The organism is Herbaspirillum sp. B65, assembly GCF_000333555.1.
In the GTDB taxonomy this organism is placed as follows: domain Bacteria; phylum Pseudomonadota; class Gammaproteobacteria; order Burkholderiales; family Burkholderiaceae_D; genus Herbaspirillum; species Herbaspirillum rubrisubalbicans.
This window is the reverse complement of the sequence record NZ_BADI01000059.1, coordinates 1-26,238: the sequence shown is the minus strand read 5'-3', so window position 1 is coordinate 26,238 and position 26,238 is coordinate 1. Positions and strand designations below refer to the sequence as shown.

Here is a 26,238-nt window from a genome sequence, read left to right as displayed (position 1 = left end):
CGGGATAGTTCAGGAAGCGATTGTCCGCCACGTTGATGAAGAACTGGGCGGTGGCCGAATGCGGTGCCGCGGTACGCGCCATGGCCACAGTATAAACCTCGTTCTTCAAGCCGTTATTGGCCTCGTTCTTGATGGGGGCATCGGTCGGCTTTTCGCGCATGTATCAACTGGCTGAAGGAACGCGCCTGCGGCGGACGCGATGGTGAAGGCGAAGAAAAGAACCTGCTGGAAATCACCCAGATGGTGGCCCTCATGAGTATGCTCGAAGGCCGCGACGAAGAGCAGGATGCGGTACGCATGTCCACGCTCCATGCCTCCAAGGGATTGGAGTTTCCGCATGTGTTCCTGGTGGGCGTGGAAGAAGGCATCCTGCCGCACAAGGGCGACCCCGACACCCCGCCCGAAGCAGCCGCCGCGCGCGTGGAAGAAGAGCGGCGCCTGATGTACGTGGGCATCACCCGTGCCCAGCGTTCGCTGCACCTGTCCTGGTGCAAGCGCCGCAAGCGCGCCAAGGAAGTGATCGAATGCCAGATCTCGCGCTTCGTCAAGGAGATGCGCCTGGATGAAGGCGAAGCGGTGCCGCAGGAAAGCGAGAAGATCACGCCGCAGGCGCGGCTGGCCAATTTGAAGGCCTTGTTGCAGAAGCCCAGGAATACGCCGGAACAGAGCTAAGGCAGCCTTCAGAATTTTAAAGGCAGCGATAGGCCGCCTGGTCGAGATACTGCGACTGTGACAATCCAGACAAGCTCTTCTTAAATTCAATATCGGTCGGCTTGCTGCGGGCGGGAGCCTTGGCGCGGCTGCGCTTGGCCGGGGGCTTGCGGGAGGCCAGCGCATGGACCTTGGCAGCGCCCTCTTCGGGCTTATCGCCAGCGGCCGGCTTGGCCTTGCCCCGCCCTTCCAGGCTACTCTTGAGCAAGGCCATCAAGTCCACCACCTTGGCACCGCTGCCGGCGGCAGCGGCGGCCTCCTCCGGTTGGGCCACTTCGTGGGTCTGACGGCGCTTGATCTTGTTCTGGATCAGGGCCAGCACATCGTCGCGATAGCTATCGTGGAACTGCTCCGGCGCCCATTCGGTCGACATGTGCTCCACCAGTGCCCGCGCCATCTCCACCTCCTGCGCGCTCACCGCTGACTTCTTCGATTTGCGCGACGGCACCGGCAAGTCATCCGGCGCGCGCAATTCGCTGGGGTAGCGCAAGGTGATCAGTTGCAGCATATCCCCCTGCGGGATCAACGCGGCCAGGTGCTGGCGGGTGCGGATGACGATCTGGGCAATCGCCATCCTGTGGCTGGCCAACAAGGTCTCGCGCAGCAGTGCATAGGCTTTCTCGCCCCCCTTGGCCGGGGCCAGGAAGTAGGGTTGCTCGTAATACAGGATGGGCACCTGCTCACGCTCCACGAAGCTCTGGATATCGATGCTCTGGGTGGCCTCCACATTGGCCTGGCGCAGATCTTCATCGGACATGAGAACGAACTTGCCCTCTTCGTACTGGTAACCCTTGACGATGTTTTCCCAGGGCACTGCGCGCCCGGAGGTCTTGTTGTAGCGCTTGTAGCCCACCGGCGACAAGTCGCGCTTGTCCAGCAGGGTGAAGTCCAGCTCATCGTGTTTTTCGGCGGTATAGAGTTCCACCGGGATATGGATCAGGCCGAAGCTGATCGCTCCCCGCCACAGTGCGCGTCGCATCGCATCCTCCGCAAGATCGCTGATGGGCCGATTATCGGAGCCAGCCAGCGCCTGCGCAGTCGGCCTGTTGATGAAGCCGGCGTAGGAATGTGCCGGGCCTGCGGTGCTGCGCCGTGGTGAACTGCGTCCGGGCGTCTTTCTCCTACAGGGATTTACCGCAGACGCCGATACAGGCGCCGTGCCGGCAGCTTTACCCTTGAGCGATACTTCTCCCCTCATCCTCATCTTCGTCCATGGAGCCGCCATGCCAACCACCGTTGCAGACATCCTCATCGACACGCTCTACCAGATCGGCGTGCGCCAGATCTTCGGGGTGGTCGGTGATGCCTTGAATCCCCTCACCGACGCCCTGCGCCGCGATAAACGCATCGAATGGATAGGCGTGCGCCACGAAGAAGGCGCCGCTCTGGCCGCCGCCGGCCAGGCCAAGCTGACCGGTCGCCTGGCCGTGTGCTGCGGCACCACCGGCCCCGGCGCCAATCACCTGGTGGCGGGTCTGTATGAAGCGCGCAAGGATCACGCGCCGGTGCTGGCCATCTCGGGCGGGGTACCCGCCGCACGCCGGGGTACCGATTACTTGCAGGAAAATTCACCCGATATGCTGTTTCGCGACGTGGCTGCCTACAGCCAGATCGTGACCAGCCCGGAACAGGCGCCCGCCGTGTTCCACCAGGCCATCGCCCAGGCCTACGCCCAGCGCGGCGTGGCCCACCTGAACATTCCTGCAGATATCATCGGCGCCAGGGTATCGGGCACCGTGCCCAGCATTCATACCCTGCGCCAGCGCGCTGAACTGGCGCCGCCGGCGGCCGACATCACCGCGGCGGCCGAGTTGATCAATAGCGCCAGTTCGGTGGCCATCTTCGCCGGCAATGGCTGCCGCGGTGCCATCGAACCGGTACTGGCGCTGGCCAGCAAGCTGCAGGCACCGGTGATGCACACTTTCCGCGGCAAGGACTTGGTGGCCTTCGACCATCCGCACTGGATCGGCGGCGTCGGCCTGATCGGCGGCGCGCCAGGCACCGATGCCCTGCATGGGGCCGAGGTGATGTTGATGTTGGGCTCGGACTATCCCTATTCCGAATTCCTGCCGACCCAATCCAAGGTGATCCAGGTCGATGAACGTGGCTTCGTGCTGGGCCGCCGCGCGCCGGTCACGCTGGGCATCACCGGCTCGGTCGGACCGACCGTGCAAGCCCTGCTGGAACAGGTGGAAGGCAAGACCGATGGCAGCTTCCTGCAACAAGCCAATGCCCAGCGCGAGCGCTGGAATGCCAAGCTCGATAGCGCAGCCGAGATCAAGCGCCATCACAAGAAGATCAAGCCGCAAAGCCTGGCCCGCGCCTTGAGCGATCTGGCCGACGACGATGCCCAGTTCGTCATCGATACCGGGGTAGTCACGCTGTGGTGCGGCAACTGGATACGCCAGCGTGGCCAGCAGCGCCTGCTGGCTTCCTTCAACAATGCGGCGGTGGGCACCTCGCTGGGCCAGGCCAACGGCATCCAGGCCCTGGATCGCCAACGCCAGGTGCTGGTGGCGGTGGGCGACGGCGGCTTCACCATGCTGCTGGGGGAATTCATGACCAGCGTGGAACACCGGTTGCCGGTGAAGGTGGTGGTGTTCAACAACCGTGAATGGGGCCTGGTCCACCTGGAAATGGAAGAAGCCGGGATGCCCGCCTTCGAGGGCTCGGAATTCCCCAATGCCGACTTCGCCGCCTTCGCCCGCGCCTGTGGCGGTCAGGGTTTCACTGCGCGCACGCCGGATGAATTGCAGGACAGCCTGCAACAACTACTGGCGGCCAACGGCCCGGCCGTGCTGGATGTCTTTATCGACCCGGCAGAATTGCCCGTCATGCCGCACATCAAGATGGAACAGATCTGGCGCTTCGGCTTGGCCAAGGTGAAGGAAAGCCTGATTGCCATGAAAGGAGGCTGAGCATGGATGCCCTTGAACAGCAACGCCAAGACTACGCCCGCCAATTGCGCACCCGCTTTGCCGATTACAAACGCTGGGCCATCGAACACTGGCCGGTAGCCGAGCAGCCGTTGGAAGACAGCGCCTTCATTGCCGCCGAGCGCGAACTGGAACTGATCACGGGCAGCATGTTGCACCCGGGTCGCTCCTCACAGAGCGCTCCCGCCGAGGGCCGCGCCCAAGCGCAATACCAGGACGTGACCCCGGCCCCCTGGCCGTGACGATCACGGCCTCGCGCATTCTTACGCCGGGTTGCGCCGCGCGCTTATATCGCCAGGGATCACAGCGCAGTAATCTGAACATCAGGCCGTATCGCGCACAGCACGTGCCGGTGCGATTTCTGCACAGAACAGCAAGGAGGTCAGCATGAGCCCAAGCCAATCCGACAAGAACACCAAGGACGACAGCAATCACCGTCCCAACCAATACGACACGCCTTCGGAAGTGGCGCTGGATGAAGCCAATGAGATGAGCTTTCCCGGCAGCGATCCGGTGGCCACCTCCAACATCACGCGCATCGACAAGGCGCCCGAGATGGACAAGGCCCGCAACGACCACCAGAACAGCAATCAGGTCAAGCAGAACACCCCGGACTGATCGCCAGTTCCGCCCCGTACCACGGGCGGCCGGTGGATGCCGGCCGCCCTTTTCATTTTCAAGGGAGAGTCATGATGAGCAATCGCTACCATCAATTGAAGGTCGCCGTGCTGGTGACCGACGGCTTCGAACAAGCCGAACTGCTGGAACCCAAGAAGGCCCTGGAAGCGGCCGGCGCCACTGTCCATATCCTCTCCGACAAGAGCGATAGCGTGCAGGGCTTCAAGCATGTCGACAAGGGCGAAGTGGTGAGCGTGGACGGCAGCATCGATAGTGCGCGGCCGGAAGATTATTCGGCCGTGCTGCTGCCCGGTGGCGTAGTCAATGGCGACGCCATGCGCCTGCTGCCGCAGGCCCGTAATTTTGTGCGCGCCGCCAATGATGCCGAAAAACCCATCGCCTCGATCTGTCACGGTGGCTGGTTGCTAATCTCGGCCGGTATCGCCAAGGGGCGTACCGTCACCAGCTGGCCCAGCCTGCAAGATGACTTCAGGAACGCCGGCAGCCAGTGGGTGGACCAGGAAGTGGTACGTGACGAAAACTTCGTGTCTTCGCGCAAACCGGGCGATATTCCCGCCTTCAACAATGAATTCATGAAGCTTCTGGACCAACAGCAGCGCCGCGAAGAGCGCCAGCAGCCGGCCTCGGGCGCGGGCGATGAAGCCGTCACCGAGGCCGGCGGCGAAAGCGGCAGCGACAAGCCGCGCCTGTCGGAAAAAGGCAGCGCGCCAGCGGCCCCGCCCAGCCACGAAAATGAAGCCTTTGCCGTCGCGCACGGTGAGTCACCGCAGAGTGATGGCTGATCTGACCTGCCAGCAGTAATCCAGCAGCGATCACGAATCGAGGGGCGTTTGCCCCCTCGATTTTTTCGTTATGCGTGATGAACCTGAACCGGCAAGCGCAAAAAAATGCCGCCCGGAACGATCCAGACGGCACTGCTTGCGGCGCAGACATCAGGCGGCGAACTAGCTCCGCCGTTGCACCTCATGCTGACGCATCGCTTCGGCCAACAGCAGCAAGGCGGCTTTCTCGGCTTGCCTGCGCTTCTTGCAGATGCGTACCGGCTGGCCGCCCATGTCATGCAGGTCCATATGCCATAGCTGGTCAACCCGGGTATCGAGGTAGGCGACGTACTTGTGCTTGTCCAGCTTGGTCACACGCGGCATGAAGTGGCCGGCTTGCTGCTGTTCGACGGATTTGGCGAAGTGTTTCATGGCAAGTCTCCAGGGCACGGGTGTGGGTGGGACGTCATGACAGGGGAAGTGAAGCTATTTTCAGCATAGGCGATGACGGCGCGCGTGACAGGCTTTTTTACTTCTCACGCGCCTTGCCTCTCTTATTTCTTGGCGGCATCCAGCGTCTGCTTCAGCTCGCGTCCCATCTCCAAGTGTCGCTGCAGGCCCGGCAAGGTCTTGGCGGCGAAGCTTTTGACGTCGGCATCCTGGGCTTGCTGCGAAGACTTCTGGAACAGCTTGACCGCATCTTCATGGGCCGACACCCCGATCATGCTGGCGTAGCGCTTGTCGAAGGTATTGCCCTCCAGTTTGTCGAGGATGGCCAGCTTGGCGCGCTGGGCCACGCTGGGTTCGGTAGGCAGGCTCACCTCCTTGCTGCTGGCCAATTGCTTGAGTTCTTCGTTGCCCGTGGTGTGCTGATCGATCATCTTCTGGGCGAAGTCCTTGACGGCCGGGTTGCTGCTGCGTTCCAGGGCGGCCTTGCTGGCTTCGATCTCGGTATAACCGGCTTCGGCAGCATTGGTCATGAAGCTCTTGTCCTTGCTGCTGATCGATGCAGCCGAGGCATCGAAGGACAAGGCAGCACCTGCCATGAGCAGCACGCCAGCGCCCAGCAGGCGGTGGCCGCGACGGCGTTGGGATGGCAGATGGGCCAGGGTGGTCGGGATGAGGTTCATGGAAGGCTCCTTCTGTTGTTGATGAAAATGGAAACAGATCGTCAATCCACTGTAAGCAGGAAAGCGGGCGACATGAATCAGACAGCGCCAATGACCGCTGTAAGAATCGATGAGCGCGGCACAGCCTGGCTCAAGCTTGCGAGCCGCCCTGCTGGCGGCGCCGGTTGCGCAGATAGAGCACCTGCCCCAGCAAGGCCGTCAACAGCAGGAACACGTTGGAGACCACGAACACCCAATCGCCCTGCAACAGACTGTAGGTGACGAAGCCGGCAGAGGCGGCCAGTTGCCCGGCAAACAGCCAGTGCGAGACACCCTGGGTGGAACGGCTGCGCCACTGTTCATAGACCTGGGAAGAGATGGTCAACAACAGGATCAGGGTGGCGCCCCAGCCGATGAGGTCGGTGATGTGATCGGACATGGTGATGGTAAGAGCCGCAAGCGACCCGCAAAACAAATGATGATCCGATGGTGGAACAAGCCCGTAGCGCAGACAGTCAGCCGGCCTCGCAAGCCACTGTAGGAACAACCGCATCCAAGCTGGCGTCGGTGCATTCGCACGCCGCTGCGCGAATCTGCCGACCCGACAAAGGGGTGCTGTGGCATTGCGGCGTGCCCACTGTGTGCCTAGGCTGAGGGTGGATCGTCTGTTCTGATTCTCTCCCTCTCACCCTCTGTCCAGGAGTTCAACCATGCACGCTACCCGAACCATTGCCGACGTCATGACGCGCGGCGCCCATACCTTAAGCCCGGACGATTCGGTCATCCATGCCGCCCAGGCCATGGAAGCACTGGACGTGGGCGCCCTGCCGGTCTGCGATGCCCAGCACAACCTGGTGGGCCTGGTCACGGACCGCGATATCGTGCTGCGCGCCGTGGCCCCTCATCGTCTCACCGACACCCTGCCGCTGACCGAAGTCATGAGCCACGACGTGTTATGGTGCTATGAGGATGAACCGGTGGACGACGTGCTGGACGATATGGTGCAGCGCCAGATCCGCGCCCTGCCCGTCATGGACCGACAAAAGAACCTGGTGGGCATGGTCAGCCTGGGTGACGTCGCCGCCAAGACCCAGAACCGTGGCGTGGGCGAGGCGCTGGCCGAAATTTCGCTGCCCGCAGCACCGGTGCGTGCCGCCGAGGGCGTGTCGCCGGATAGCGACAATGCCTTGCCCGAAGTGCGCCACAGCGACATGAGCGAGGTTAACCTGGGGCGTAGCTAGGCGTGGCGCGGGTGTTCAGTCATCGCTTCAAGTTGCGCGGCAGGGTCAATGTAGGCATTTTCCTACACATCAATTGGGCAATGTCCGATCTACTTTTTTGCACTGCATCGCTACTATGCACTCAACGAACTCGAAACCGAGGACCGCACATTCAGGCCGGAACGTCCCCCTCCGTCCCGCCATGAATCAAGTCCATCCCCCATCGGTTTATCCCCACGAGTCGTTTTCATAAGCAGAAATTCTCCGAAGATTCCCCCGATCCTCGGCGTCTTATATCCCTCCCCCTCAGGCCGCCTCCCCCGGGCGGTCTTTTTTTTGCCTGTGCTCCTGGCTTGAACCCCGCAAGCTAGCTAGCCTGCGCGGCGATGAAAGCCAGGGCGTCGGCATAGGCCAGTTCACTGGTCGGCCGCAATGGTGCGCAGACGTGGGTGGCCGCGCCCTCCTCGGAGGACGCGCCGATGAGCACGATGCCGCGAAAGCCGCCCTCGGCGGATTGCTGCACCCCCGGCTGCAAGCCACGCAGAGTCAGCTCGCCCAGCTGTTGACCGCCAGGAATATCGATGGGAATGCTCATGTCGGACTCCTCAAGACAACGATGGAGACCCGGCCGGAACGATGCACCCCAAGCCGCACCCGCACTGACGCAGGTCAGGCATTGTGACATCCTCCAGCACAATGGGCCAAGAAGAAGTATTCTTGTCAGCATAAGAAACGCTGAAAGAAAAGGGCAGCAGGAAGCCGCCGTCGATCTGCGTAGAAAGGGTGAAGCGGCCCCTGCCACGCAGCGGGGGAGATGACGGCATATGGCTTGCGGCCTAACTTCACGTCACCTGCAACCTTTGACCTGTCATGCCCATCAATTACCTGGGCCGCCTCACAGCCCGGGGCGCACCGATTTTTTCAACCGCCACCTGGGCCGCTTGGTGGCCTTCATCGCCGGGGCCGTCAATCCCGGGGGCTCCTGGCCGTTGGGGCAATACACCTCGCACATGTCGGGCATCGTTTCTTCGTTGGCCGACAACCTGGTGCTGGGTGAGACGCTGTTGCTGGTGGCCGGCGCCAGTGCCTTGCTGTCCTTTTTGCTGGGGGCCGCCTGTTCGGCGGTGATGATCAACTGGGCCCGGCGCCGCGGCCTGCACAGCGAATACGCCATGCCGCTGATGCTGGAGGCGATGCTGCTGCTGTGTTTCGGCATCCTGGGCAGCAACCTGGAAAACCATCGCCTCCTGTTCGTACCGGTCACGGTGGCCCTGCTGTGCTTCGTGATGGGCTTGCAAAATGCCATGATCAGCAAGATTTCCCGCTCCGAGATCCGCACCACCCACGTCACTGGCCTGGTCACCGACATCGGCATCGAGATCGGCAAGATGTGCTACTGGTCCCTGGCCCCGTACCAGCCGGGCGAGTCCTCCCTGAGCGAAGATCCGGTACCGGGCGCGCGGCGCAAGTTCCTGCTGCTCTCTTCGCTGCTGCTGATGTTCTTCCTGGGCGGCGTGACCGGAGCGCTGGGATTCAAGCTGGTGGGTTTCGTGGCCACCATGCCGCTGGCCGCAGCCTTGTTCCTGCTGGCGCTGGTGCCGATGATGGATGACCTGGCGCGCGGGTGAAGACCAGAACGACCATCTTCCCCGGCACCGAATTAATAAATCTCGATAAATATATCGAAATAGCGTGGTAAATTATAAATTCTCGATGAGGATTAATAAACTTCGATTTCCATGACTCCGTTAGGCTACCAACATCTGATCGACACGCTCCGGCTCAACGTCACGCCGCTGGAACACGTCGCCTTCATGGACTCTTCGGTGAACCGCCGGGTAGACTCCGGGACACGCATTCTCTTTCCGACCTCGGTGGCCATTGAGTCCAGCTTGATTGGTCATCTGGAATTCGCACTACGGCACGAGGGCATCAACCTGGAAGTGATTGATGCCGCGTTTGCGCACGAGCAACTCTCTGCCACGGCCCTGGTAGCTCATTGGCAGACCAAGCCGATGGGCGAGCATATCCGGCGCGCCTGTTTTCTATGGGAGTGGCTCACTGGCCAAGAGCTGGAAGTCGAGCCCCTCACCAACGGCGGCTATGTGGACCTGTTCCCAGATGATGTGTATTACACCTCGTCCAAGCCGATACTCGCCTCCAAATTCCGGGTCAGGAACAATGCCCTGGGCAGTCCAGCCTTCTGCCCGACCGTGCGTCGCCGTGCGCTGGACCGCACGCCCCCTCTGGAAGAACTGCTACGAGAAGCCAGACACGCCCTGGAAGCGCTGGAAGACCCCGAACTCTATCGGCGGGCAGTGGCCTACCTGTATTTGTCGGAAACGCGCAGCAGCTATGCTATCGAATCGGAAACCCCCAGTTCCAACAAGCAGGAAAGATTCGTCCAGTTATTGCAAAGAGCCGGAGAACCGGTAGAAGTCAGCGAGCAATGGCTGGTCAGCCTGCAGAACGTCATCGTGCGCGATGCCTACAGCCAGGAAGCCAGCTATCGCCACCAGCAAAACTGGCTGGAAGACAGCAGCGGGCGAGTCAGCTTCTTTCCCACGCCGGTGCAAGACCTGGAACAGGTCATGCGCGGCTGGGAAAACTTCATCAATGATAGCGAGCGTTGCACCGACCTGCTGGTCAAAGCCGCTTGCGCGGCCTTCGGATTCGTTTATTTGCATCCCTTCCTGGACGGCAACGGACGTCTGCACCGTTTTCTGATCCAGCATATATTGGCGCGCTCGACCCTCATGGCGCCCGGCACCCTGGTCCCCGTCTCTGCGGTCATCGAAAAAAACATCCCAGCCTACAGCGAGCTACTGCGGGCGTTTTCAAGACCTGTGACAGCGCTGTGGGACTATCGTCGAGGGGATCAGGAACCCGTGGTCATCAGCCATCCGGGCAGCCGTGCCTACCGCTTCCTGCGGGCAGACCGGGAAGTGGGTTTTCTGCATGACATGATCAAACAGGCGGTACGCGAGGAAATTCCCAAAGAATTGGCCTTCCTGCAGGGCTATGACACCGCGTTTGCCCAACTGGATAAGGAGTTCGACTTGCCACAGAAGGATCTGTCGGCCTTGATACGAATGATCCAGTCCAACAAAGGCGTCCTCTCGGCGCATCGAAGAAAGCAATACAGCTATCTTCCGGTCGCCGTCCTGGATCGCATTGAACAAGTGGTCAAGGAAAGCTTCGAGACCGTAATGACGCCCTGACATCCTGAAAATTAATTTTTTACGAAAAATCCTCTGGTTTTTGGGAGAAAATTAGTATTTCTCGATTGTCGTTAACAAATTTCGAGCAACTCCCCATCTTTTAGCCATAACGCAAAAAGGCGCTGAACGCGCCTTTCGTTTTTTTCTTATCGCTGCTTGCGCCGCCGGCCCCTGATGGTCCCCATCACGGGAGCCGCTGCCTGAGGCGGCCGGTTTGACCCGCTGACGGCTCAGCCTTGCTGTTGCGGGTTGCTGTCGGACTGCTGCGGTTGCTGCTGGGCCGGTTGCTGGCCTTGATGGACTTCCTGCGGGGCGCTCTGGCTCATCTGCGGCTGGGCCGAGGTGGCGGCGGTGTTGCCACTTTGGGCGGCGCTCGCTGCTGCGGCAGCGGCGTTCTTGCGACCGTGGCTGTTCAAGCCACCCTTGCGTCCAGCTTCCCGGGCTTCCGCGGAAGTGAACTCGTGGGCCGCACCCTTGGCATGGGCTGCCTTACCGCCCATGCTGGCGATCTGGCGCTGTTTCTCCCTGTCCATGGCGGCAAAGCCGCGATTACTGTTCCCCGGATTTTGTGAACTTGCCATGTGTGACTCCTTGTCTTGGATGGTCGAGGTTAAGCGGACAAATCTGCCGCCAGCTTGCCCTGCTGCTCTGCGCGGGCAAGCGGGCGGCACCAAACATCTGTCCACGTCTACAGTGTAGAAAGCCTCACCGATCCTCACTATCGGAAGAGCTCCCCAGCCCATGTCAGTGCCGGCTGTAGGACTTGTAGGAATACGTGAAGATGAGCTTGAAAAACGGTCGCCATCATTTCCATCAAGAAACTCTGCTCAAGCAAGATGCAACTCCAGCATCTCCACCGGCCCGCATCGGCACCGAAAGGGGAGCGCAGGGCAGTGGCGACGATGGCCAGGGTCCAGCGGCGTTCGGGATGCTGCGTCGGTTCAGCCGAAGCAGTGCCAGCTTGCGGCGCGGCTGGCGCTTCGGCTGCCTTGGCCGCAGCAGCGGCGGCCAAGCTCGTCCTGGCCTTGCTCACGCCCCATATCAGCAAGAGGAAGCCGGCAGGTAGCACCAGCAGGGAAAGGACCACGTCACTGCCATCGGGCATGTGGTTGGCACCGGACCAATAGGTGATGAACATCACCCAGGTGACCAAGAAAATTGCGCAGACCAGCAGGCCACGCTTCATCCATGTGCTCATCAGCATTCGCCTTCTTGTTTTTTTCTTGTTGTGGTGAACCCTGCCCCTGTTCTTGTCGGTGGGCGGCTCAGAGAGTGGTACTTGCCTGGCTCGCAATCAATACGGCGCCACAGGCTGTCTTGTCACCATCGCGCGCCACCGGGGCGCCATCGACCACCATCGTCGCATCGCCGCTGACGATACGGGTGGTGCCGTGGCGCGGACAACTGACCTGGTCACCGATGCGTGCCACCAGCTTGTTGCCCACCAGGGTTTGGCCGGAACCTTCGATGACGCTGCCACCGTGTGAAGTCTTGTCGCCAATGACGATGATCGGTCTGCTCATGGTGTATCCCCTTTTATTCTTACAGTCTGTCTTTCATCCGGTCGCGATGGCCGCTGCGAGGCCACGCCTTACCTCTTCATGACGCCCGGCATACGGTATTCGGTATGGCCGAAGTCCATCAGCTTCCAGCGGCCACCCCAGGTCAGTCCTACCGACTCGGCGACCTCGCCATAGAGGCGATAGCCTTCCATGGCCCATGGATCCTTTTCGCTGATCACCAGCTTGCCATTCCTGACAAAGGCGCAGTCGCCGGCCAGTCCGTACTGGTGATAACTCTGGAAGGCGGCTGCGTTGGTGACATTGCCGCCCATGCCAGCCAGCATGTTCTGGCGTTCTGGACTGCGATAACCCTCGATGAGCGCCATGTCGTAGCCATGCTTTTCCTTCATGATCTTGAAGACCAGGAGCAGGCGTTGGGCGTATTCAGGATTGAGCAGTTGCCAGTTGCGGCTGGCATTGACCAGCATCGGACGGACCTGGACCACTTCTGCGGTGGTAAACATTTCCGGCGGCAAGGGCGGCGGTGGTACGAGTTGCTCGCCCTTTAAAAGTTCCGCGATTTGAGAGTTGGTTACGTGATCCGTATCCTCGAATCCATGCAACATGGATTTCCCGCTCAATAGATAGGCAATGATTGCCGGGCCGACCAACAAGACAACGATAGTGGATGTGATTACGTAATTGTTGCGCACGTAGTTCACTCCCGCTGTCAGGGAACTCCTGAGATTGGATGCTGTCCCTGCAATCACCTCATCGCTTGTTCTGTTCCATCGCTCCCAGCGGTTGCGCAGGCCGGAAAGACGGGCATTGAGGAACCGTAGGGTCCGTACCCTCCCGGATGGAAAAAGCAACAACCACATCGCGAAGCCGGTGGCGAGCAGGTAGGCAGCAATGAGAAGGAACAGCACGACGAATCCCCTTTTTATTCTGGCCGGCGCATCGTGAATCTGGGAGTACGAACGCCGCACGTTTCTGGAGTTGGGCCGGCCGGTTGTGCCGGACGGGCAGGAAACGGTAAATCAATAAAAATCAAACAACTTTTTGCAAGTTGAACAACAAGGAGTACGGCCTTGCAGCCTCCGAACCAAGACAAACCTGCGTCCAGAAGACCGAGCTTGATGCCTGCATCCGACACTTCTTCTACGGATGAAGTTCGCATCCTCAATTCGATTTCGGATGGAAAGAACGCCACCCGCAGCATCGCTGGCGGCAAGGCCGGCAAGCCACGCCGCCTGTTGGTCATCGTGCTGGTATTGCTGCTGGTGGCAGGGCTGGCCACGCTGGCCGCATTGCGGATAAACCGTCCCGACAGCGCGCCTGTGCAAGCAACTGGGGCCAACGCACCAGTGCCGCCGGTGGCCTCGGCCGCGCCTGCCCCAACACCAGCGGCCGAGGCCACCACAACACCCGCAGCACCCGCAGCACAAGAGTCCTCCGGTGCCGGCGATACAGCGGTGATCAACGACACTGCCCCCCGTGCTCCCGATGATGCAGCATCAACTGCATCGCGGGGCCCGGACCAGTTGACCAGCGCCCTGGAAGAGGGCGTCAAGCCGCCTCCTGCAACCTTGAAGAATGCGCTCGAAGCCAAGCCGGAAAAGCCGGCCAAGCAGGCCGCTCCGCATGAAGACAAAAAGAAGAAGGCGGCCAAGACCGACAAGCGCGACGACAGCGACGTCGATCTGATCAAGGCCCTGGTCGAGCGCTCGGGTGAAGTCGAGAGAAAGCGTACCCCGCGCGACACCGCCAGCAATGGCAATGGCCAAAAGCCGGCCCAGAACCAAGCCACTTCACCCCGGCAAAACGAAGCCCGCAATGTCGACGTGGTCGAGCGCAAGAATGGTGAAAGCACCGCATCACTGCTCAAGCGTTGTCATGCGCTCGGTTTCATGGAAGGTGAGTTCTGTCGCTGGCGCATCTGTTCGGGCCGATGGGATAGCGACCCGGCCTGCAAGGTCAATGATGCCAATTGAGTCAAGCCCCGCTCGCACCTTGCCAAACGCGTGCAGCGGTATCTGATACGTAGATCATGCCGAACCTGTGACCGATGTCTGAGCTCCTCAACCAGCTGGTGCAATTCACCAGCGCCACCCGCCTCTACAGCCTCTCGCTGGGAGGGGAGGCTGCTTCTGCAGACCTGTTGGTGGAAGCTTTTGCTGCCGCCGAAGGCTTGCATGGCGTGGGCCTGCGCGAGATCATCGCGCTGAGTCTGGATGCCGGCCTGCCGCTGACATCCTTGATCGGGCGCCAAGCCAGCCTGCAGGTCCGATTGTCCGATGGCAGCACCAGCCGCTTTTCAGGATTGATCAACGAAGCCGCCAAGCTGGGCAGCGAAGGCGGCTTCGCCCGTTACCGCTTGCGCCTGGTGCCCTGGATCTGGCTGCTTGGCCAATCCCGCAACAGCCGCGTGTGGCAGGACAAGACGGTCATCGAGATCGTCGAGGATGTCTTCGCTGAGTATGCCCCGCACGCCGCCTGGACCTGGTCCGACGAAGTGGCCTCCTTCATGCAGGACGTGCCGCCGCGCAGCTATGTCATCCAGTACCGCGAGAGCAACCTGGAATTCGTCAGCCGCCTGCTGGCGGCAGAAGGCCTGTCCTGGCGCGTCGAAGAATCTGCCGATGCGGCCGCAGGTCATCGTCTGGTGCTGTTTGCCGATTCTTCCGTCAAGGGCGCCTTCCCAGAGGATGCCAGCAGTGCTGCTGCGCTAGGTGGCGCGGGTATCCGCTTCCACGGCGCCAGCGCTCGTGAGCAACAGGACAGCATCCAGGCCCTGACTGCGCGCCGCACGCTGCAGCCGGCCACCTTTACCTTGCTCTCCTACGATGACAGGAACAAGCAAGCCATCGCCACCAGCCTGCCCACCCACCACGACTTCGGTCACAAGGATGCTCCGCGCCTGGAAAGTTACGACAGCCCCGGCCTGTCTGCCTACAGCGATACGGCCCAGGCCGACCGGTATGCACAGTTGCACCTGCAAGCCAGTGAGGCCCGCAACAAGCTGTGGCAGGGCCGCAGCACGGTGCGCACACTGCGCCCCGGCACCCGCTTCAGCCTCGCCCAGGGACCGCTGGGCCTGACTGCCGCAGCCACTGGCCAGTCCGTCGAGTATGCGGTCCTTTCGGTGTTCAGCATAGGGGTGAACAATTTGCCCAAGGATGCCGAGGAAGGCTTGGCCGAATTGTTCGGCCCCTTGCCGCCGCTACTGGAAGAGTGCGTGGCCGCCTGCCAGGCTCAACAGCAGAGCTTGTACGGCGCGCTGTCGCCGGACTCGCTGACGGTGGCCGGCCAGCTTGACCTGGATGGCGTCATCGCCCAGGCCCGCAAGCTGGGTTACGCCAATGCCTTCGAAGCCATCCGCGCCGATGTGGTGTGGCGCCCGGTATTGGCCGATGGCACCGGCTTGCGCCGCCATGCACGCGCCACCGCCAGGGGCAGCCAGAGCGCCATCGTGGTCGGTCCCGATGGCAACACCAGGGCTAACGGCGCCGACGAAATCTATTGCGACCGCCTGGGCCGGGTGCGTATCCGTTTCCACTGGCAAGGCCGCAACAACGATGCCGGCGCCACCTGCTGGGTACGCGTAGCCCAGCGCGCCGCGGCAGGCGGTCACGGGATGCAGTTCCTGCCGCGTATCGGCCAGGAAGTGCTGGTGCAGTTCCTGGAGGATGACATCGACCGCCCGATCATCCTCGGCGCGCTCTACAACGGCCAGGGCGAAGGCGCCCAGGCCCCCACTCCGGGGGGCGAGGCGCACAGCGACGCCCAGGATGGCAACAAGGTCTTTGCCAGTGCCAGCGACTTCGCGCCCAGTGGCCAGGGCAACGTGGCTGGTGGCAATGCGCCCACCTGGCACGGTGGCAGCCAGGATGGCGACGGCCACCGCAACGCCGCCGCCCAGTGGGGCATCCGTTCCAAGGAGTTCGGCGGTGCTGGCTACAATCAGTTGCTCTTCGACGATACCGACGCCCAGGGCCGCGTCCAGCTCAAGACTTCACAGGCCGCTACCGAACTCAATCTCGGCCATCTCATTCATGCCGCCGACAATTATCGCGGCAGTTTCCGCGGCACCGGCGCCGAACTGCGTACCGATGCCTATGGCGCCGTTCGTGCCGCCAGCGGCATTTTGTTCTCCAGCTATCGGGTCGTGCAGAACGCTGGCAGTCGCGACCCGGCAGGTGACAACGCAGGCGGCATGGCCTTGCTGAAACAGGCGGCGCTACTGGGCAAGACGTTCAATGAAGCGACGGTCACCCACAAGACGGTCGCCCTGGCCAGCCATGTCGGCCCCACGCAAGCCAATGCCAGCATCATCAACGACAACGCTGCACCGCTGGAGGCCATCCGCACCGCTGCTGCCGGCATGGTCGACGGCGCCCCCGACAAAAGCGGCGAGGATGTCGCTGCGGCCAATACCCAACCGTCCGATGGCAAGCTGCCGCAGAGTACCTCGGCCCTGATTGGCATTGCTGCACGCGAGGGCCTGGGTGCAGTCGCTGGCCAGCATCTGCAACTGGCCAATGGCGAGACCGTCAGTTTCCTCTCTGGTCAGGATAGCCAGCACGTGAGCGGCAACCAGTTGCGCCTGCGCAGCGGCCAGGCTTTAGGCGTGCTGGCCGGAGCCATCGTGGCAGGCGAGGGCGGGCAGGGTTTGCAGATGATCGCCGCGCAACAGGATATCGACGTTCAGGCGCAAGCCGAGACCATGGCAGTGCAGGCGCGCGATCAGTTGAGTGTGGTGAGTGCCAATGCCAGTGTGGATTGGGCTGCGGCCAAGAAGATATCGCTGTCGACGGCGGGTGGGGCCAACATCACCATCGAGGGCGGCAATATCACGGTGCAGTGTCCGGGCAAGTTGACCATTCATGCGGCGCAGAAGGTGTTTGAGGGGCCGGTGCGCAATGACGCCCCACTGCCGCTTCTGCCAGGGAGCATTTGCATCGAGTGCTTGCTAAAGGCCAGAGCGGCAGGTTCACCGTTTGCGATGAAATGACATGAACGTCCAGGGACCCTCCGTGCGCGACATCGATATTTCCAGCATCTTCCATCGTGTTGAGGATAGCGAACCGGCAGCATTTCACTATGTGCTGCTCGACCCTTCAGGCTTGCCTGAGTTGCCCGCCCGCTTGAGGCGTCATCCGCGCCCTGCCAGCAATCTGTTCAGACTGGAGGGCCAGTTGTCGGCCCAGGCAGTGTCGCCTTTGCTCCTGCCTTGGCAACCCTCGCCTGAATCCGGGACATGGCGCGACTTGGAACATTGGATCGTCGATGTTGCAAGCACCAGCGCCAGCGTGCTCTGGATATCCTCCCCCCTGTCCCGGGAAGTCTTGGCAAAACGGCTGGCGCAACGTGTCAATGCCTTGCTGCCCGATAGCCTGGAGGTGGTGCTTCGGTTTTTTGATACACGGGTCTTTGAAGCGCTGGTGCAGCTGTTGGCACCGCCTATCCGTGCTCATTTCCTCAGTCCCGCGACGCAATGGGCCTTTGTTGGACGCCGGGGGGAGATGATCCGGATCGCCTCAGAATTTGCCATCAATGAACCCTTGGAGCAGCCCTTGCTTCTTGATGTGGCAACGGAGTCGGCGTTGATCGATGCCAGCGAACCAGACCAGATCGCTGACATGTTAGGCAAGACCGTGCCGGACGCTTATCTTGGCTTGCCGTTCGAAGAACGCTACGATTTCATCGTTCGTCACCGACAGCACGCGCGGACACTGGGTATCGAGTCGAGTTTCGATCTGAGTCTCTATTGCGCCCTGGCCTTGCAACATGGCGAAGATTTTGCCCGGCGTGAGCCATGGAAAAGCCGACTGGAGCAGTGTGTTAGCGGACAATCCAGCCTGTCGGAGGTGATCGTTTCTGTAGAAGACGCTGTATCAGCCGATGTCTCAAGCAATCCATGAGGGAAGAAAAAGAATGAAAGTCCTATCGATGTTGCACGCTCTCCTGGTGCTTGTGACCAGCCTTCTGCTGGCTTCCTCGTCGGCCAGAGCGGGCGAGCCCGTAATGCTGGGCATTGTCGGCTATAACTACACCAACCATTACATTGATCAGTTCTACGTCGACGGCACCGGTGGCGGCAATATTTACGTCAGTACGCCAACCTCTGGCGGTGGCGGCACGACCTGTTGCGTTCGCTATTATCCAGGATCGTCATTGCCATTGAAGATTCATGTCAAATGGACAGATGCTGCCTGTATGTTCCCGGAGCACCAACCTGGCGTTGGAAGTTACATCAAGCCCAAGACGATTGAGCGTATCAAGCACTTCTTCAAAGAAGCGGACGTACTGATCAATGGTCCGATCCCGGCTGTCCCGCAGAACATGGAAATCCATTTCTATCCTGACGGTCGGGTCGAGGCGGCGATCACCGCCGAGTATTCCCCACCACGCCTGCGGCTGGAAGCGAGTCGCGAGGTAGAAGGTTATCCGGCCTGTACACCAGAACAGATGGCAACCCAAGGCCAGCCCTGAGCGTGGTGCGATATGAAGCATTCGTCCGAGGCAGTGGCAAGGACGGCCAGTATTGGTTTGGATGAGAGGCGACATGAATTCTTCTTCGAATAGCGCGAAAAAGGGCGACCGGGTCGCCCCTCCATTGCTCCAGTCTTCCCAGATGCTGTGCAAGGCGGCCGAACTTGCCGACCGCAACACGGCAGCCTTGGACACACCAAGTAAGTCGATCGCCGGGCCGGGCGCCAACCTGGTCAATGGCATGAAGGCTGTAGCTGGTGGCAGCGCGCCTGCCAGTTGCCGTCAGAAGCTGTGGATATCCATCTTCTTTGACGGGACGGGCAACAATATGGATGCCGATGTCCCGACCAACGAACATAGCAATGTCGTGCGGCTCTATCGTGCTGCATGGGAAGATGACCCCGCGGTGGGGCGCTATCGCATCTACGTTCCCGGTATCGGAACCTACTTCAAGGAAATCGGTGACAACGGCGGTAGCATGACCGGCTTGGGGATGGGCGCGATGGGGCAAGCACGTCTGGACTGGGCTGCTAAAACCCTGGAGGACAGAATGGCGCCGCATCTTGCGCGGGCTGCCAATCCAAGCAATGCCATCGATGAGATCAACGTTGCGGTGTTTGGCTTCAGTCGGGGAGCTACGGAGGCGCGCGCTTTCATCCGCGATTTCATCCAGCAAAAGTGCAGCCAGACTGGCGACTCGCTCAAGTTTAAGAACGGCGGCTGGCCAGTGCGTATCCGTTTCATGGGTCTGTTCGATACCGTGGCTTCGGTGGGGTTGCCGATGAGTGCCAACAATGCGGCATACGTGCGTAACGACCGTCTTACGGTGGGCAATGTCTTGCGGCGTTCCATGCAACCGATACCAGCGACCCTGCGTGCGGTGGATCTGGCCTTTGGCCAACCCGGGGCAGACCCATCACCGGGCATGGCAGATGGTCACTCTGCCTGGGCCGACGATCTGCGCATTCCGGCGGCCGTTGAATTGTGCGTACACTTTATCGCCGCACACGAGATCCGCAATTCGTTCCCAGTCGACAGTGTTTTCTACAAGGGACAACGTCCGGCGAATTGCCGAGAAATGATCTACCCCGGTGTCCATTCGGATGTCGGAGGAGGATATCGGCCGGGAGAAGAAGGTAAAAGCGGTCTGGCCAAGTCGCGCAAGAGTGGGCCGAGCCAGAGTTCACTCATGATCAGTCAGTTTCCCTTGCGAGGCATGTACGACCAGGCGCTGGCAGCGGGTGTTCCGCTGCGCCCGCAGTCGGCCTGGAAGCCTGAAACGAAAGAGGATTTCGACCTGGATCCCGATTTGATGCAGTTGCTCAAGCATTATCTGGATACGGCAGGCTGGGGCGGGATACCGATGGGCTTGCTGATCAACAAGCACATGAGCCTGTATTTCGCCTGGCGCTTCGCAAAGATCCGTCGCCAGCGCGGGGGCGACAAGAGCGAGCTGCAGCGTATTTCCGGGAACGAGTCCGTGTTTCAGCAAGAGTCGCAGGGACTCTCCTCGGAAGTGGAGCGATTGCGCGATCAGTACTACGAAGCCAACGGCAACGTGTCCCGGGCGCAGCAGAATTACCAGAATTCCTTGATGAGCGGTTATGGCAGCCGAACCCCTGACCCGCAAAGCAAACAGTATCTGGATCAACTCAATGCTGCCCAGAAGGTGCGCGACGCAGCCAAGGATGCCTATCTGTCAAAGAAGGCTCAGCTCGACACCATGCCTTCGATCGGAAAGCTATCCAAAAATATGGCGGAACTGGATGCGCAGTTGGTCTCCGATGCCGAAGATATCCGCAAGGCCTGCGTCGATGATCCTGCCAAACGTGCGAAGCTTCGTCCCCATTACAAGGTGCTGCTGGAAGCTTATGAAAATGAATTCATTCGAAAGCAGGGACTGCGCGATGAGCTCATCTTTGATTTCTTCGAGCATCATGTCCACGAATCTTTGGCTGACTTCTACCAGGATATGACGTTGCCTTCCGATCCACGCGTCATTTATTTCGGTGGCGACGAGAAATACAAGTACGCCGTCAATCTGCCTCGGTCTGATGAGAATGCCGCCCAGGCGGCTTGAGCCGCGCAGGGCATAACGGGAAAAGAAGAAATTGGTGAGCATGTTCGCAGTGCCCCTGATGCTTCGGACGGGGCACTCGATCTCATACTCTTCCTGCTATCGACGGCGCTTCACGCCATCCTGCCCACCCCCAACCGAAACACACTCACCGACTCCGCCAGCCTGCGCGCCTGCTCCTTGAGCGCTTCGGTCGCTGCCGCCGCTTCTTCCACCAGCGCTGCATTTTGCTGGGTCACCGTATCCATCTGCGCGATGGCCTGGTTGACCTGTTCGATTCCGGCTTCCTGTTCACCACTGGCAGCCGAGATCTCGCTCATGATCTGGGTCACGTTGCGCACGTTCATTACCAGTTCCTCGATGGTCGTACCAGCATCCTTGACCAGCTTGCTGCCGACTTCTACCTTCTCCACCGAGTTGCCGATCAAATCCTTGATTTCCTTGGCGGCGGTGGCCGCGCGTTGGGCCAGATTGCGCACTTCTGATGCCACCACTGCGAAACCACGCCCCTGCTCGCCGGCACGCGCCGCTTCCACGGCGGCATTCAAGGCCAGGATGTTGGTCTGGAAGGCGATGCCGTCGATCACCGAAATGATTTCGGCAATCTCCCGTGCCGAGGCCTGGATCTCATCCATCGTGCTGACCACGTCAGAGACCACCAGCCCGCTGCGCGAGGCCACTTCCGAGACCGACCCCGCCATGGCGTTGGCCTGGCGTGCGTGATCGGCATTGCGCCGCACGGTGGAGGTGATCTGCTCCATCGCCGCCGCCGTTTCTTCCAGTGAACTGGCCTGCTGTTCGGTTCGGGCCGAGAGGTCGAGATTGCCGCCGGCGATCTGGGTGGAGGCGGTGACGATGGTATCGCTGCCGGTACGCACGCCGCCCACCACGCGTTGCAGGCTGCTGTTCATGTCCTTGAGCGCCTGCAGCAGTTCGCCGGTCTCATCCTTGCGCGTGACCTCGATGCGGCTGCCGAGGTCGCCAGCAGCGACCGTCTTGGCAATCTGCACCGCTTCGCGCACGGGGCGGGTGATGGAGCGCGTGGCCAGGGTCGCCAGTGCCGCCGCCAGCACCACCACCAGCACGCCGACGCCCAGCTCTATCGACTTGCCGGCGCTGATGGCAGTAGAGATTTCCTGGCCGGTGCCATTGGCGTTCTCGTGGGCGATGGCCAGCAGGCCGGCAAAGCCCGCGCCCAGGATCTTGTCGGCGCCGCTGATGGAGGCGTCGATCTCGGTGACCGAGGCGCCTGCGGCTCTCAGCGATTGGGCCTTGGCCAGCGCCGCACGGTAGTTGCGTTCGCCACTGCTGATCTTTTGCAGCAGGGCTTCTTCCTTGGGATCGTCCACGCCCAGCTTGCGGTACTGGGCCATCAGGCTGGCAATGGCATCCATGTCGGCCAGGAAGTGTTGGTCATAGTCCTTGCCGCGCACCACGTAGTTCTTGAAGTTCTGCACGCCGTCGCCCAGCTTGATGTAGCCCTGGGTGGCGTAATCCTGCTTGTTCAGTACCGTGCCGGAAAAATCCTCCCAATGTTGCCCTATCCGCGTCAAGGTCAAGATGGAGGCGATGATGAGTACACACGCCAGCAATGTGACCAGCATGAAGGAACCGCCCAGCCGGATACCGATTTTCATACTTTTCCCTGAATATTATTTATAAGATTTACAGATTTTGACCCGGACTGACCAGGCGGCAAGGGAAAGGAAGGCGGCAAAAAACAGTTCACCTCATCATTTGTCATACCAGAAGTTGCAATGAGGCAATATCAGGCCGAATCAAGCAACAGTGAGGCGCGGATTCTTTCGGATGCTGCAATACAGCATTGTCGGATCCCCGGTTTTTCCCACGGCCCTGGATCGATAGAATCTCTGCATGGGAATGAAGCATTGATAAGGGATACGCATAGGGCTGGATCCGCTTGCATTCACCAGGGAGCCGATCATGAAGACCCAATTTGCACGCCAACTCGCCGTCACCACAGCCTTGTCGCTGGCGACATTCACCGCACAGTTTGCCTACGCCGCCGATACAGCGCCGACCTCGGCCCCGGCCAAGAGCGAAGCCGTCACTACCGTTGCCACCGCCGCCACCGGCAAGACCGGCCTGACCCGTGCCCAGGTGCTGGAAGACCTCAAGCAATACCAGCGCGCACACGCCAACCCCAGCTATGCCGAGCTGGTGTTCCTGCGCTGATCGCTTCTAAGGTAGGCAACGCTTGTTCACGCCGCTCATTGCGGCATGAACATCTTCTGCAGCAAGCCGATCAACTGCGCCCGTTCGCTATCAGAGAGCATCTCGGTGGCCTTCAGTTCCAGTTCGATGGCGGTCTGTTCGGCCTTGGTACACATGCGCGTTCCGGCCGTGGTCAAGGCCAGGACCTGCGAGCGGCGGTCCTGCGGATTGCGCTGGCGCAGCAGCAGGCCGCGTTGTTCCAGCTTGTCCAGCAGTGTTGCCAGGTTGGGCGGGGACACGTTGATCGCCTTGGACAGGCGTTTCTGGTTGATGTTGGGGTTGGCCTTCAAGAGGCTCAATACCGTGAAATCCACCGGCCGCAAGTCGAACTTGGCCATGCGCTTTTCGAACAGCGGCATGATGGTGATGTAGGCACGGCGGCAGTTGTAGCCGACCAGGCTCAACAGCAGTTGCTGGTCCAGCGCCGCGCTTTGGGCAGCATCATCGTCGGAATCGAAATCAGCCGGCTTCTTGGGCAGCATGGTGGTCCAGGTCGGTAGGAAGGGGGGGCAGCCCGGTCGCCAGGCAGCCTTCGATCACGCTGGACAACTGGTGGACTTCCGCAAATACAAAGGCGAAATGATAGCACGCGGTATCCCGCTTGCTGCCGTAGTAGCGCGGGTCGGCAGCCAGTGCTGACAGCGCCCGGCGCCCCGCACGCAGCCACATCCAGCCCAGCGCCACATGCCCGGTCAGACGCAGCATTTCATCGGCCACGAAGTAGGGCAGGGTCGCTTCCTGTGTCGCTGCCTGGGCGATGTGTTGCGCGTAGTCCTTTAATTTATCCACAGCGTTTTTCAGCAAGCGGGCCTGGTCTCCCAGCACCGATACATCCTCGGCGTCGGCGCTCACCAGCGCCAGGAAGTCATGCAGGCGTCGCCGGTCGTCGGCCAGTACCTTGCGCAGCAGGAAGTCGATGGCCTGGATTTCGTTGCTGCCTTCATAAATCATCGTAATGCGGGCATCGCGCATGAATTGTTCGATGCCGGTCTCGACCACGTAACCGTGTCCGCCAAAGACCTGCAATGCGCGGCTGGCGCACTGGAAGCCCTGGTCGGTGAGGAAGGCCTTGATGACCGGCGTGATCAATTCCAGCCGTTCATGATGTACCCGGCGCATGGCCGCATCCGTATCGTGTTCGGCCAGGTCCAGCAGCAGACCGGCCCAGCAGGTCAACATGCGCGCCCCCTCGATGCGGCAGCGCTGTTCCATCAAGAGTTTTTGCACGGCCGGATGACGCACGATCAGGTCGCTTCCGGTACCGCCCGGCGCCCGCGATTGCCGGCGCTCGCGGGCGTAGGCCGAGGCGCGTTGCCAGGCCGCTTCCGCCAGTCCCAATCCCTGCGCACCCACGTGCAGGCGCGCCGCATTCATCATCACGAACATGGCCGCCAAGCCGCGCCCCGGTTCGCCCACCAGCCACCCCTGCGCCTGCTCGAAATGCAGGCTGCAGGTGGCGCTGCCGTGGATGCCCATCTTGTGTTCGATGCCGGTGCAATGCACGCCGTTACGGCTGCCGTCGGGCAGTACGCGCGGCGCCAGCAACAGCGACAGGCCCTTGCTGCCCGGCAGCGCATCGGGCAGGCGCGCCAGTACCAGGTGCACGATGTTGTCGGTCAGGTCGTGCTCGCCCCCGGAGATGAAGATCTTGTCGCCCGTGATGCGATAGCTGCCATCCTCCTGCGGCACGGCACGCGTGCGCAATTGGCCCAGGTCGCTGCCGGCCTGGGCTTCGGTCAGGCACATGGTGGCCAGCCATTGGCCACTGGCGATCTGCTCCAGGTAGCGCGCCTGCAGTTGCGGCGAGCCATGCGTGGCCAGGCAGGCATAGGCGCCATGCAAGAGGCCCGGATACATGGTCCAGCCGTGGTTGGCGGCACTGAGCATTTCATAGAGCGCGCAATCGAGCACGTGCGGCAAGCCTTGTCCGCCATGCTCGGGCGCGCAGGCCAGGGCCGGCCAGCCGCCTTCGCAGAATTGCGCATAGGCGCGGGCGAAGCCGGGCGGAGTGCTCACTGCGCCATGCTCCAGACGGCAGCCTTCGCGGTCGCCAATGGCGTTCAACGGCGCCACCACGTTGGCGGCGAAGCGGCCGGCTTCTTCCAGCACCTGCATCATCAGTTCGCCATCGAGTTCGGCGTGCGCCGGCAGGGCGCGCAAGACTTGCGGTGCCTGCAGCACTTCATCGAGCACGAAGGCAAACTCGCGCAGGGGAGGGGTATAGCTCATCGTCATTCCTTTCGCAGCGCATTCTTATGTTGTTTTTGCATACCGTGGTGCAGAAAGCGTCACCGTTCAGGAAACCACCGCCGCCTCCACTTCGGCCTTCTTGCCAAAGCCCAGGTAGGCCTGGATCACTTGCGCATCACCGGCCAGTCTGGCCGACTCGCCCTGCATGGTGACCTTGCCCAGTTCCAGCACATAACCATAGTCGGCGGTCTGCAAGGCCGCGCGCGCATTCTGTTCCACCAGCAGCACCGAGATGCCGGCCGTGCGCAGTTCGGAAACGATTTGCAGGATTTCCTTGACGATGCGCGGCGCCAGGCCCAGGCTGGGTTCGTCCAGCATCAGCAGTTCCGGCTTGGCCATCATGGCGCGGCCGATGGCCAGCATCTGGCGCTCGCCGCCGGAGAGCGTGCCGGCCTGCTGGCTGCGCCGCTCCTTCAGGCGCGGGAACAGTTCGAAGACGGTCGCTAGCTGGTCCAGCGGTTGCGCCTGGCGCAGCCGCAGGCGACGGAATCCCCCCAGCAGGAGGTTGTCTTCCACACTCATGCTGGAAAACAGTTCGCGCCGTTCCGGCACCAGGGCGATGCCGGCCATCACGCGCTGTTCCAGGCTCCAGCGTTCCACGGCCTGCCCTTGGTAACGCACCGAACCCTGTGCCGGCAGCACCCCCATGATGGCGTTGAGCAGGGTCGACTTGCCGGCACCGTTGGGCCCGATCACGGTCGCGATGCTGCCCCGTTCGAGCTTGAGGTCGATGTGGTGCAGCGCCTGCACCTTGCCATAGCTGGCGCACAGTTGCGCCACTTCCAGTACCAGTTCGCTCATTCGATTCCACCCAGGTAGGCTTCGATCACGGCAGGATGCCGCTGGATCTCTTGCGGTGTGCCTTCGGCGATCTTGGCGCCGAATTCCATCACCACGATGTGGGTTCGCCAATAACAGCGCGGTAGAGAGGCTTCGCGCACAGTGTGAGGCTGCGGCTTTCCCGTTCCAACAGTTTCATGGGCTGAGTGAAATAGCCCGCAGTGTGTCATCGGCAGCCCAGGTGGCAAGGATGTTTGAGTCCGATTCAGTACGAGCGATACGAGAGAAAATCGCCAAATTAC

General features: G+C 61.2%; 25 protein-coding genes and 4 pseudogenes. 14 read left to right on the top strand and 15 right to left on the bottom strand.

Translation table 11 applies throughout. The annotated features are described in order from the left end of the window. Positions 1-160 (bottom strand): annotated as a pseudogene (locus I5W_RS01510) (peptidylprolyl isomerase); the annotation flags it as partial. A gap of 2 nt (positions 161-162) precedes the next feature. Here I5W_RS01510 and I5W_RS01505 point away from each other — a divergent pair. After that, a pseudogene (locus tag I5W_RS01505) lies at positions 163-672 on the top strand (3'-5' exonuclease); the annotation flags it as partial. A 16-nt stretch (positions 673-688) separates the two neighbouring features. On the opposite strand, the gene ku reads toward I5W_RS01505, so the two are convergent. Next, positions 689-1,690 carry a non-homologous end joining protein Ku gene (ku, locus tag I5W_RS01500; protein ID WP_252716849.1) on the bottom strand — a complete coding sequence of 334 codons (1,002 nt, stop codon included), beginning with the start codon at positions 1,688-1,690 and terminating at the stop codon, positions 689-691. A 244-nt stretch (positions 1,691-1,934) separates the two neighbouring features. Here ku and I5W_RS01495 point away from each other — a divergent pair, with 244 nt between their 5' ends. The 4 genes from I5W_RS01495 (at position 1,935) to I5W_RS01480 (ending at position 5,068) form a co-directional block, all read left to right on the top strand. Next, on the top strand, positions 1,935-3,629 hold the full coding sequence (locus I5W_RS01495) for a thiamine pyrophosphate-binding protein (RefSeq protein WP_044527912.1): 1,695 nt from the start codon (positions 1,935-1,937) through the stop codon (positions 3,627-3,629). A gap of 2 nt (positions 3,630-3,631) precedes the next feature. Continuing rightward, a complete protein-coding gene (locus tag I5W_RS01490; protein WP_044527911.1) occupies positions 3,632-3,889 on the top strand; it encodes a hypothetical protein in 258 nt (85 codons plus the stop codon). A 145-nt stretch (positions 3,890-4,034) separates the two neighbouring features. Next, entirely contained in the window at positions 4,035-4,265 is a 231-nt protein-coding gene (locus I5W_RS01485; protein ID WP_044527910.1) for a hypothetical protein, read from the top strand. Positions 4,266-4,336: 71 nt separating this feature from the next. Then, complete coding sequence (locus I5W_RS01480; protein ID WP_305809649.1) at positions 4,337-5,068, top strand: type 1 glutamine amidotransferase domain-containing protein; 732 nt, start codon at positions 4,337-4,339, stop codon at positions 5,066-5,068. Between the two features lie 162 nt (positions 5,069-5,230). On the opposite strand, the gene I5W_RS01475 is transcribed toward I5W_RS01480, so the two are convergent. The 3 genes from I5W_RS01475 to I5W_RS01465 all read right to left on the bottom strand — a co-directional run bounded on the left by I5W_RS01475 (position 5,231) and on the right by I5W_RS01465 (position 6,595). Next, on the bottom strand, positions 5,231-5,479 hold the full coding sequence (locus I5W_RS01475; protein ID WP_044527909.1) for a hypothetical protein: 249 nt from the start codon (positions 5,477-5,479) through the stop codon (positions 5,231-5,233). Positions 5,480-5,601: 122 nt separating this feature from the next. Continuing rightward, entirely contained in the window at positions 5,602-6,177 is a 576-nt protein-coding gene (locus tag I5W_RS01470) for a DUF4142 domain-containing protein (protein WP_044527908.1), read from the bottom strand. 130 nt (positions 6,178-6,307) lie between these two features. Beyond that, positions 6,308-6,595, bottom strand: coding sequence for a SemiSWEET family transporter (locus tag I5W_RS01465; RefSeq protein WP_231738631.1), 288 nt, complete (start codon positions 6,593-6,595; stop codon positions 6,308-6,310). 271 nt (positions 6,596-6,866) lie between these two features. On the opposite strand from I5W_RS01465, the gene I5W_RS01460 reads away from it, so the two are divergent. Continuing rightward, complete coding sequence (locus tag I5W_RS01460; protein ID WP_044527906.1) at positions 6,867-7,397, top strand: CBS domain-containing protein; 531 nt, start codon at positions 6,867-6,869, stop codon at positions 7,395-7,397. Positions 7,398-7,743: 346 nt separating this feature from the next. Here the strand turns inward: I5W_RS01460 and I5W_RS01455 are convergent, their stop codons facing one another. Then, complete coding sequence (locus I5W_RS01455; protein ID WP_044527905.1) at positions 7,744-7,971, bottom strand: hypothetical protein; 228 nt, start codon at positions 7,969-7,971, stop codon at positions 7,744-7,746. A 275-nt stretch (positions 7,972-8,246) separates the two neighbouring features. Here I5W_RS01455 and I5W_RS01450 point away from each other — a divergent pair. After that, positions 8,247-9,004, top strand: a pseudogene (locus tag I5W_RS01450) (YoaK family protein). Between the two features lie 111 nt (positions 9,005-9,115). Next, entirely contained in the window at positions 9,116-10,597 is a 1,482-nt protein-coding gene (locus I5W_RS01445) for a Fic family protein (protein ID WP_044527904.1), read from the top strand. 230 nt (positions 10,598-10,827) lie between these two features. Here I5W_RS01445 and I5W_RS01440 read toward each other — a convergent pair whose 3' ends face one another. From I5W_RS01440 to I5W_RS01425, 4 genes are all read right to left on the bottom strand, one after another. Continuing rightward, a complete protein-coding gene (locus I5W_RS01440) occupies positions 10,828-11,178 on the bottom strand; it encodes a KGG domain-containing protein (RefSeq protein WP_044527903.1) in 351 nt (116 codons plus the stop codon). Positions 11,179-11,315: 137 nt separating this feature from the next. Next, positions 11,316-11,795 carry a hypothetical protein gene (locus I5W_RS01435; RefSeq protein ID WP_252716848.1) on the bottom strand — a complete coding sequence of 160 codons (480 nt, stop codon included), beginning with the start codon at positions 11,793-11,795 and terminating at the stop codon, positions 11,316-11,318. Positions 11,796-11,862: 67 nt separating this feature from the next. Next, the gene (locus I5W_RS01430) at positions 11,863-12,120 is read right to left on the bottom strand and encodes a PAAR domain-containing protein (RefSeq protein ID WP_017452614.1); all 258 of its coding nucleotides are present in this window, start codon (positions 12,118-12,120) and stop codon (positions 11,863-11,865) included. Positions 12,121-12,188: 68 nt separating this feature from the next. Further along, positions 12,189-13,028, bottom strand: coding sequence for a M15 family metallopeptidase (locus I5W_RS01425; RefSeq protein WP_017452613.1), 840 nt, complete (start codon positions 13,026-13,028; stop codon positions 12,189-12,191). 210 nt (positions 13,029-13,238) lie between these two features. On the opposite strand from I5W_RS01425, the gene I5W_RS01420 reads away from it, so the two are divergent. The 5 genes from I5W_RS01420 (at position 13,239) to I5W_RS28970 (ending at position 20,674) form a co-directional block, all read left to right on the top strand. Next, a complete protein-coding gene (locus I5W_RS01420) occupies positions 13,239-14,093 on the top strand; it encodes a hypothetical protein (protein ID WP_017452612.1) in 855 nt (284 codons plus the stop codon). 74 nt (positions 14,094-14,167) lie between these two features. Next, the gene (locus I5W_RS01415; protein ID WP_044527901.1) at positions 14,168-17,113 is read left to right on the top strand and encodes a type VI secretion system Vgr family protein; all 2,946 of its coding nucleotides are present in this window, start codon (positions 14,168-14,170) and stop codon (positions 17,111-17,113) included. 22 nt (positions 17,114-17,135) lie between these two features. Further along, positions 17,136-18,023 (top strand): DUF4123 domain-containing protein, encoded by an 888-nt coding sequence (locus I5W_RS01410; RefSeq protein WP_159106096.1) that lies wholly within the window; start codon positions 17,136-17,138, stop codon positions 18,021-18,023. Between the two features lie 13 nt (positions 18,024-18,036). After that, positions 18,037-18,594 carry a DUF3304 domain-containing protein gene (locus I5W_RS28975; protein WP_083893433.1) on the top strand — a complete coding sequence of 186 codons (558 nt, stop codon included), beginning with the start codon at positions 18,037-18,039 and terminating at the stop codon, positions 18,592-18,594. A gap of 73 nt (positions 18,595-18,667) precedes the next feature. Next, positions 18,668-20,674: a T6SS phospholipase effector Tle1-like catalytic domain-containing protein gene (locus I5W_RS28970; RefSeq protein WP_159106095.1), complete on the top strand. Its 2,007-nt coding sequence runs from the start codon at positions 18,668-18,670 to the stop codon at positions 20,672-20,674. A gap of 110 nt (positions 20,675-20,784) precedes the next feature. Here the strand turns inward: I5W_RS28970 and I5W_RS01395 are convergent, their stop codons facing one another. Beyond that, the gene (locus I5W_RS01395; protein ID WP_044527899.1) at positions 20,785-22,308 is read right to left on the bottom strand and encodes a methyl-accepting chemotaxis protein; all 1,524 of its coding nucleotides are present in this window, start codon (positions 22,306-22,308) and stop codon (positions 20,785-20,787) included. A 307-nt stretch (positions 22,309-22,615) separates the two neighbouring features. Between I5W_RS01395 and I5W_RS01390 the strand changes: the two genes are divergently transcribed. Beyond that, positions 22,616-22,867, top strand: a complete 252-nt coding sequence (locus I5W_RS01390; protein ID WP_017452606.1) for a hypothetical protein — start codon at positions 22,616-22,618, stop codon at positions 22,865-22,867. 35 nt (positions 22,868-22,902) lie between these two features. Here the strand turns inward: I5W_RS01390 and I5W_RS01385 are convergent, their stop codons facing one another. From I5W_RS01385 to I5W_RS29245, 4 genes and pseudogenes are all read right to left on the bottom strand, one after another. Further along, entirely contained in the window at positions 22,903-23,388 is a 486-nt protein-coding gene (locus tag I5W_RS01385; RefSeq protein ID WP_017452605.1) for a MarR family winged helix-turn-helix transcriptional regulator, read from the bottom strand. Continuing rightward, positions 23,366-25,141, bottom strand: a complete 1,776-nt coding sequence (locus tag I5W_RS01380) for an acyl-CoA dehydrogenase (protein ID WP_044527898.1) — start codon at positions 25,139-25,141, stop codon at positions 23,366-23,368. The genes I5W_RS01385 and I5W_RS01380 overlap by 23 nt, the downstream gene beginning before the upstream one ends. Before the next feature lie 60 nt (positions 25,142-25,201). Further along, positions 25,202-25,957: an ABC transporter ATP-binding protein gene (locus I5W_RS01375; RefSeq protein ID WP_044527897.1), complete on the bottom strand. Its 756-nt coding sequence runs from the start codon at positions 25,955-25,957 to the stop codon at positions 25,202-25,204. Next, positions 25,954-26,058, bottom strand: a pseudogene (locus I5W_RS29245) (hypothetical protein); the annotation flags it as partial. The pseudogene I5W_RS29245 and the gene I5W_RS01375, both read right to left, overlap by 4 nt. Positions 26,059-26,238 lie beyond the last annotated feature (180 nt).

Excerpts from the sequence above, each read along its gene's own strand:
- I5W_RS28975 (WP_083893433.1), top strand. The coding sequence starts at position 18,037 with ATGAAAGTCCTATCGATGTTGCACGCTCTCCTGGTGCTTGTGACCAGC.
- I5W_RS01470 (WP_044527908.1), bottom strand. The coding sequence starts at position 6,177 with ATGAACCTCATCCCGACCACCCTGGCCCATCTGCCATCCCAACGCCGT.
- I5W_RS01455 (WP_044527905.1), bottom strand. The coding sequence starts at position 7,971 with ATGAGCATTCCCATCGATATTCCTGGCGGTCAACAGCTGGGCGAGCTG.
- I5W_RS01485 (WP_044527910.1), top strand. The coding sequence starts at position 4,035 with ATGAGCCCAAGCCAATCCGACAAGAACACCAAGGACGACAGCAATCAC.
- I5W_RS01440 (WP_044527903.1), bottom strand. The coding sequence starts at position 11,178 with ATGGCAAGTTCACAAAATCCGGGGAACAGTAATCGCGGCTTTGCCGCC.
- I5W_RS01495 (WP_044527912.1), top strand. The coding sequence starts at position 1,935 with ATGCCAACCACCGTTGCAGACATCCTCATCGACACGCTCTACCAGATC.
- I5W_RS01430 (WP_017452614.1), bottom strand. The coding sequence starts at position 12,120 with ATGAGCAGACCGATCATCGTCATTGGCGACAAGACTTCACACGGTGGC.
- I5W_RS01375 (WP_044527897.1), bottom strand. The coding sequence starts at position 25,957 with ATGAGCGAACTGGTACTGGAAGTGGCGCAACTGTGCGCCAGCTATGGC.
- I5W_RS01460 (WP_044527906.1), top strand. The coding sequence starts at position 6,867 with ATGCACGCTACCCGAACCATTGCCGACGTCATGACGCGCGGCGCCCAT.
- I5W_RS28970 (WP_159106095.1), top strand. The coding sequence starts at position 18,668 with ATGAATTCTTCTTCGAATAGCGCGAAAAAGGGCGACCGGGTCGCCCCT.
- I5W_RS01475 (WP_044527909.1), bottom strand. The coding sequence starts at position 5,479 with ATGAAACACTTCGCCAAATCCGTCGAACAGCAGCAAGCCGGCCACTTC.
- I5W_RS01445 (WP_044527904.1), top strand. The coding sequence starts at position 9,116 with ATGACTCCGTTAGGCTACCAACATCTGATCGACACGCTCCGGCTCAAC.
- I5W_RS01395 (WP_044527899.1), bottom strand. The coding sequence starts at position 22,308 with ATGAAAATCGGTATCCGGCTGGGCGGTTCCTTCATGCTGGTCACATTG.
- I5W_RS01465 (WP_231738631.1), bottom strand. The coding sequence starts at position 6,595 with ATGTCCGATCACATCACCGACCTCATCGGCTGGGGCGCCACCCTGATC.
- I5W_RS01415 (WP_044527901.1), top strand. The coding sequence starts at position 14,168 with ATGTCTGAGCTCCTCAACCAGCTGGTGCAATTCACCAGCGCCACCCGC.
- I5W_RS01390 (WP_017452606.1), top strand. The coding sequence starts at position 22,616 with ATGAAGACCCAATTTGCACGCCAACTCGCCGTCACCACAGCCTTGTCG.
- I5W_RS01420 (WP_017452612.1), top strand. The coding sequence starts at position 13,239 with ATGCCTGCATCCGACACTTCTTCTACGGATGAAGTTCGCATCCTCAAT.
- ku (WP_252716849.1), bottom strand. The coding sequence starts at position 1,690 with ATGCGACGCGCACTGTGGCGGGGAGCGATCAGCTTCGGCCTGATCCAT.
- I5W_RS01380 (WP_044527898.1), bottom strand. The coding sequence starts at position 25,141 with ATGACGATGAGCTATACCCCTCCCCTGCGCGAGTTTGCCTTCGTGCTC.
- I5W_RS01435 (WP_252716848.1), bottom strand. The coding sequence starts at position 11,795 with ATGAGCACATGGATGAAGCGTGGCCTGCTGGTCTGCGCAATTTTCTTG.
- I5W_RS01480 (WP_305809649.1), top strand. The coding sequence starts at position 4,337 with ATGATGAGCAATCGCTACCATCAATTGAAGGTCGCCGTGCTGGTGACC.
- I5W_RS01490 (WP_044527911.1), top strand. The coding sequence starts at position 3,632 with ATGGATGCCCTTGAACAGCAACGCCAAGACTACGCCCGCCAATTGCGC.
- I5W_RS01385 (WP_017452605.1), bottom strand. The coding sequence starts at position 23,388 with ATGCTGCCCAAGAAGCCGGCTGATTTCGATTCCGACGATGATGCTGCC.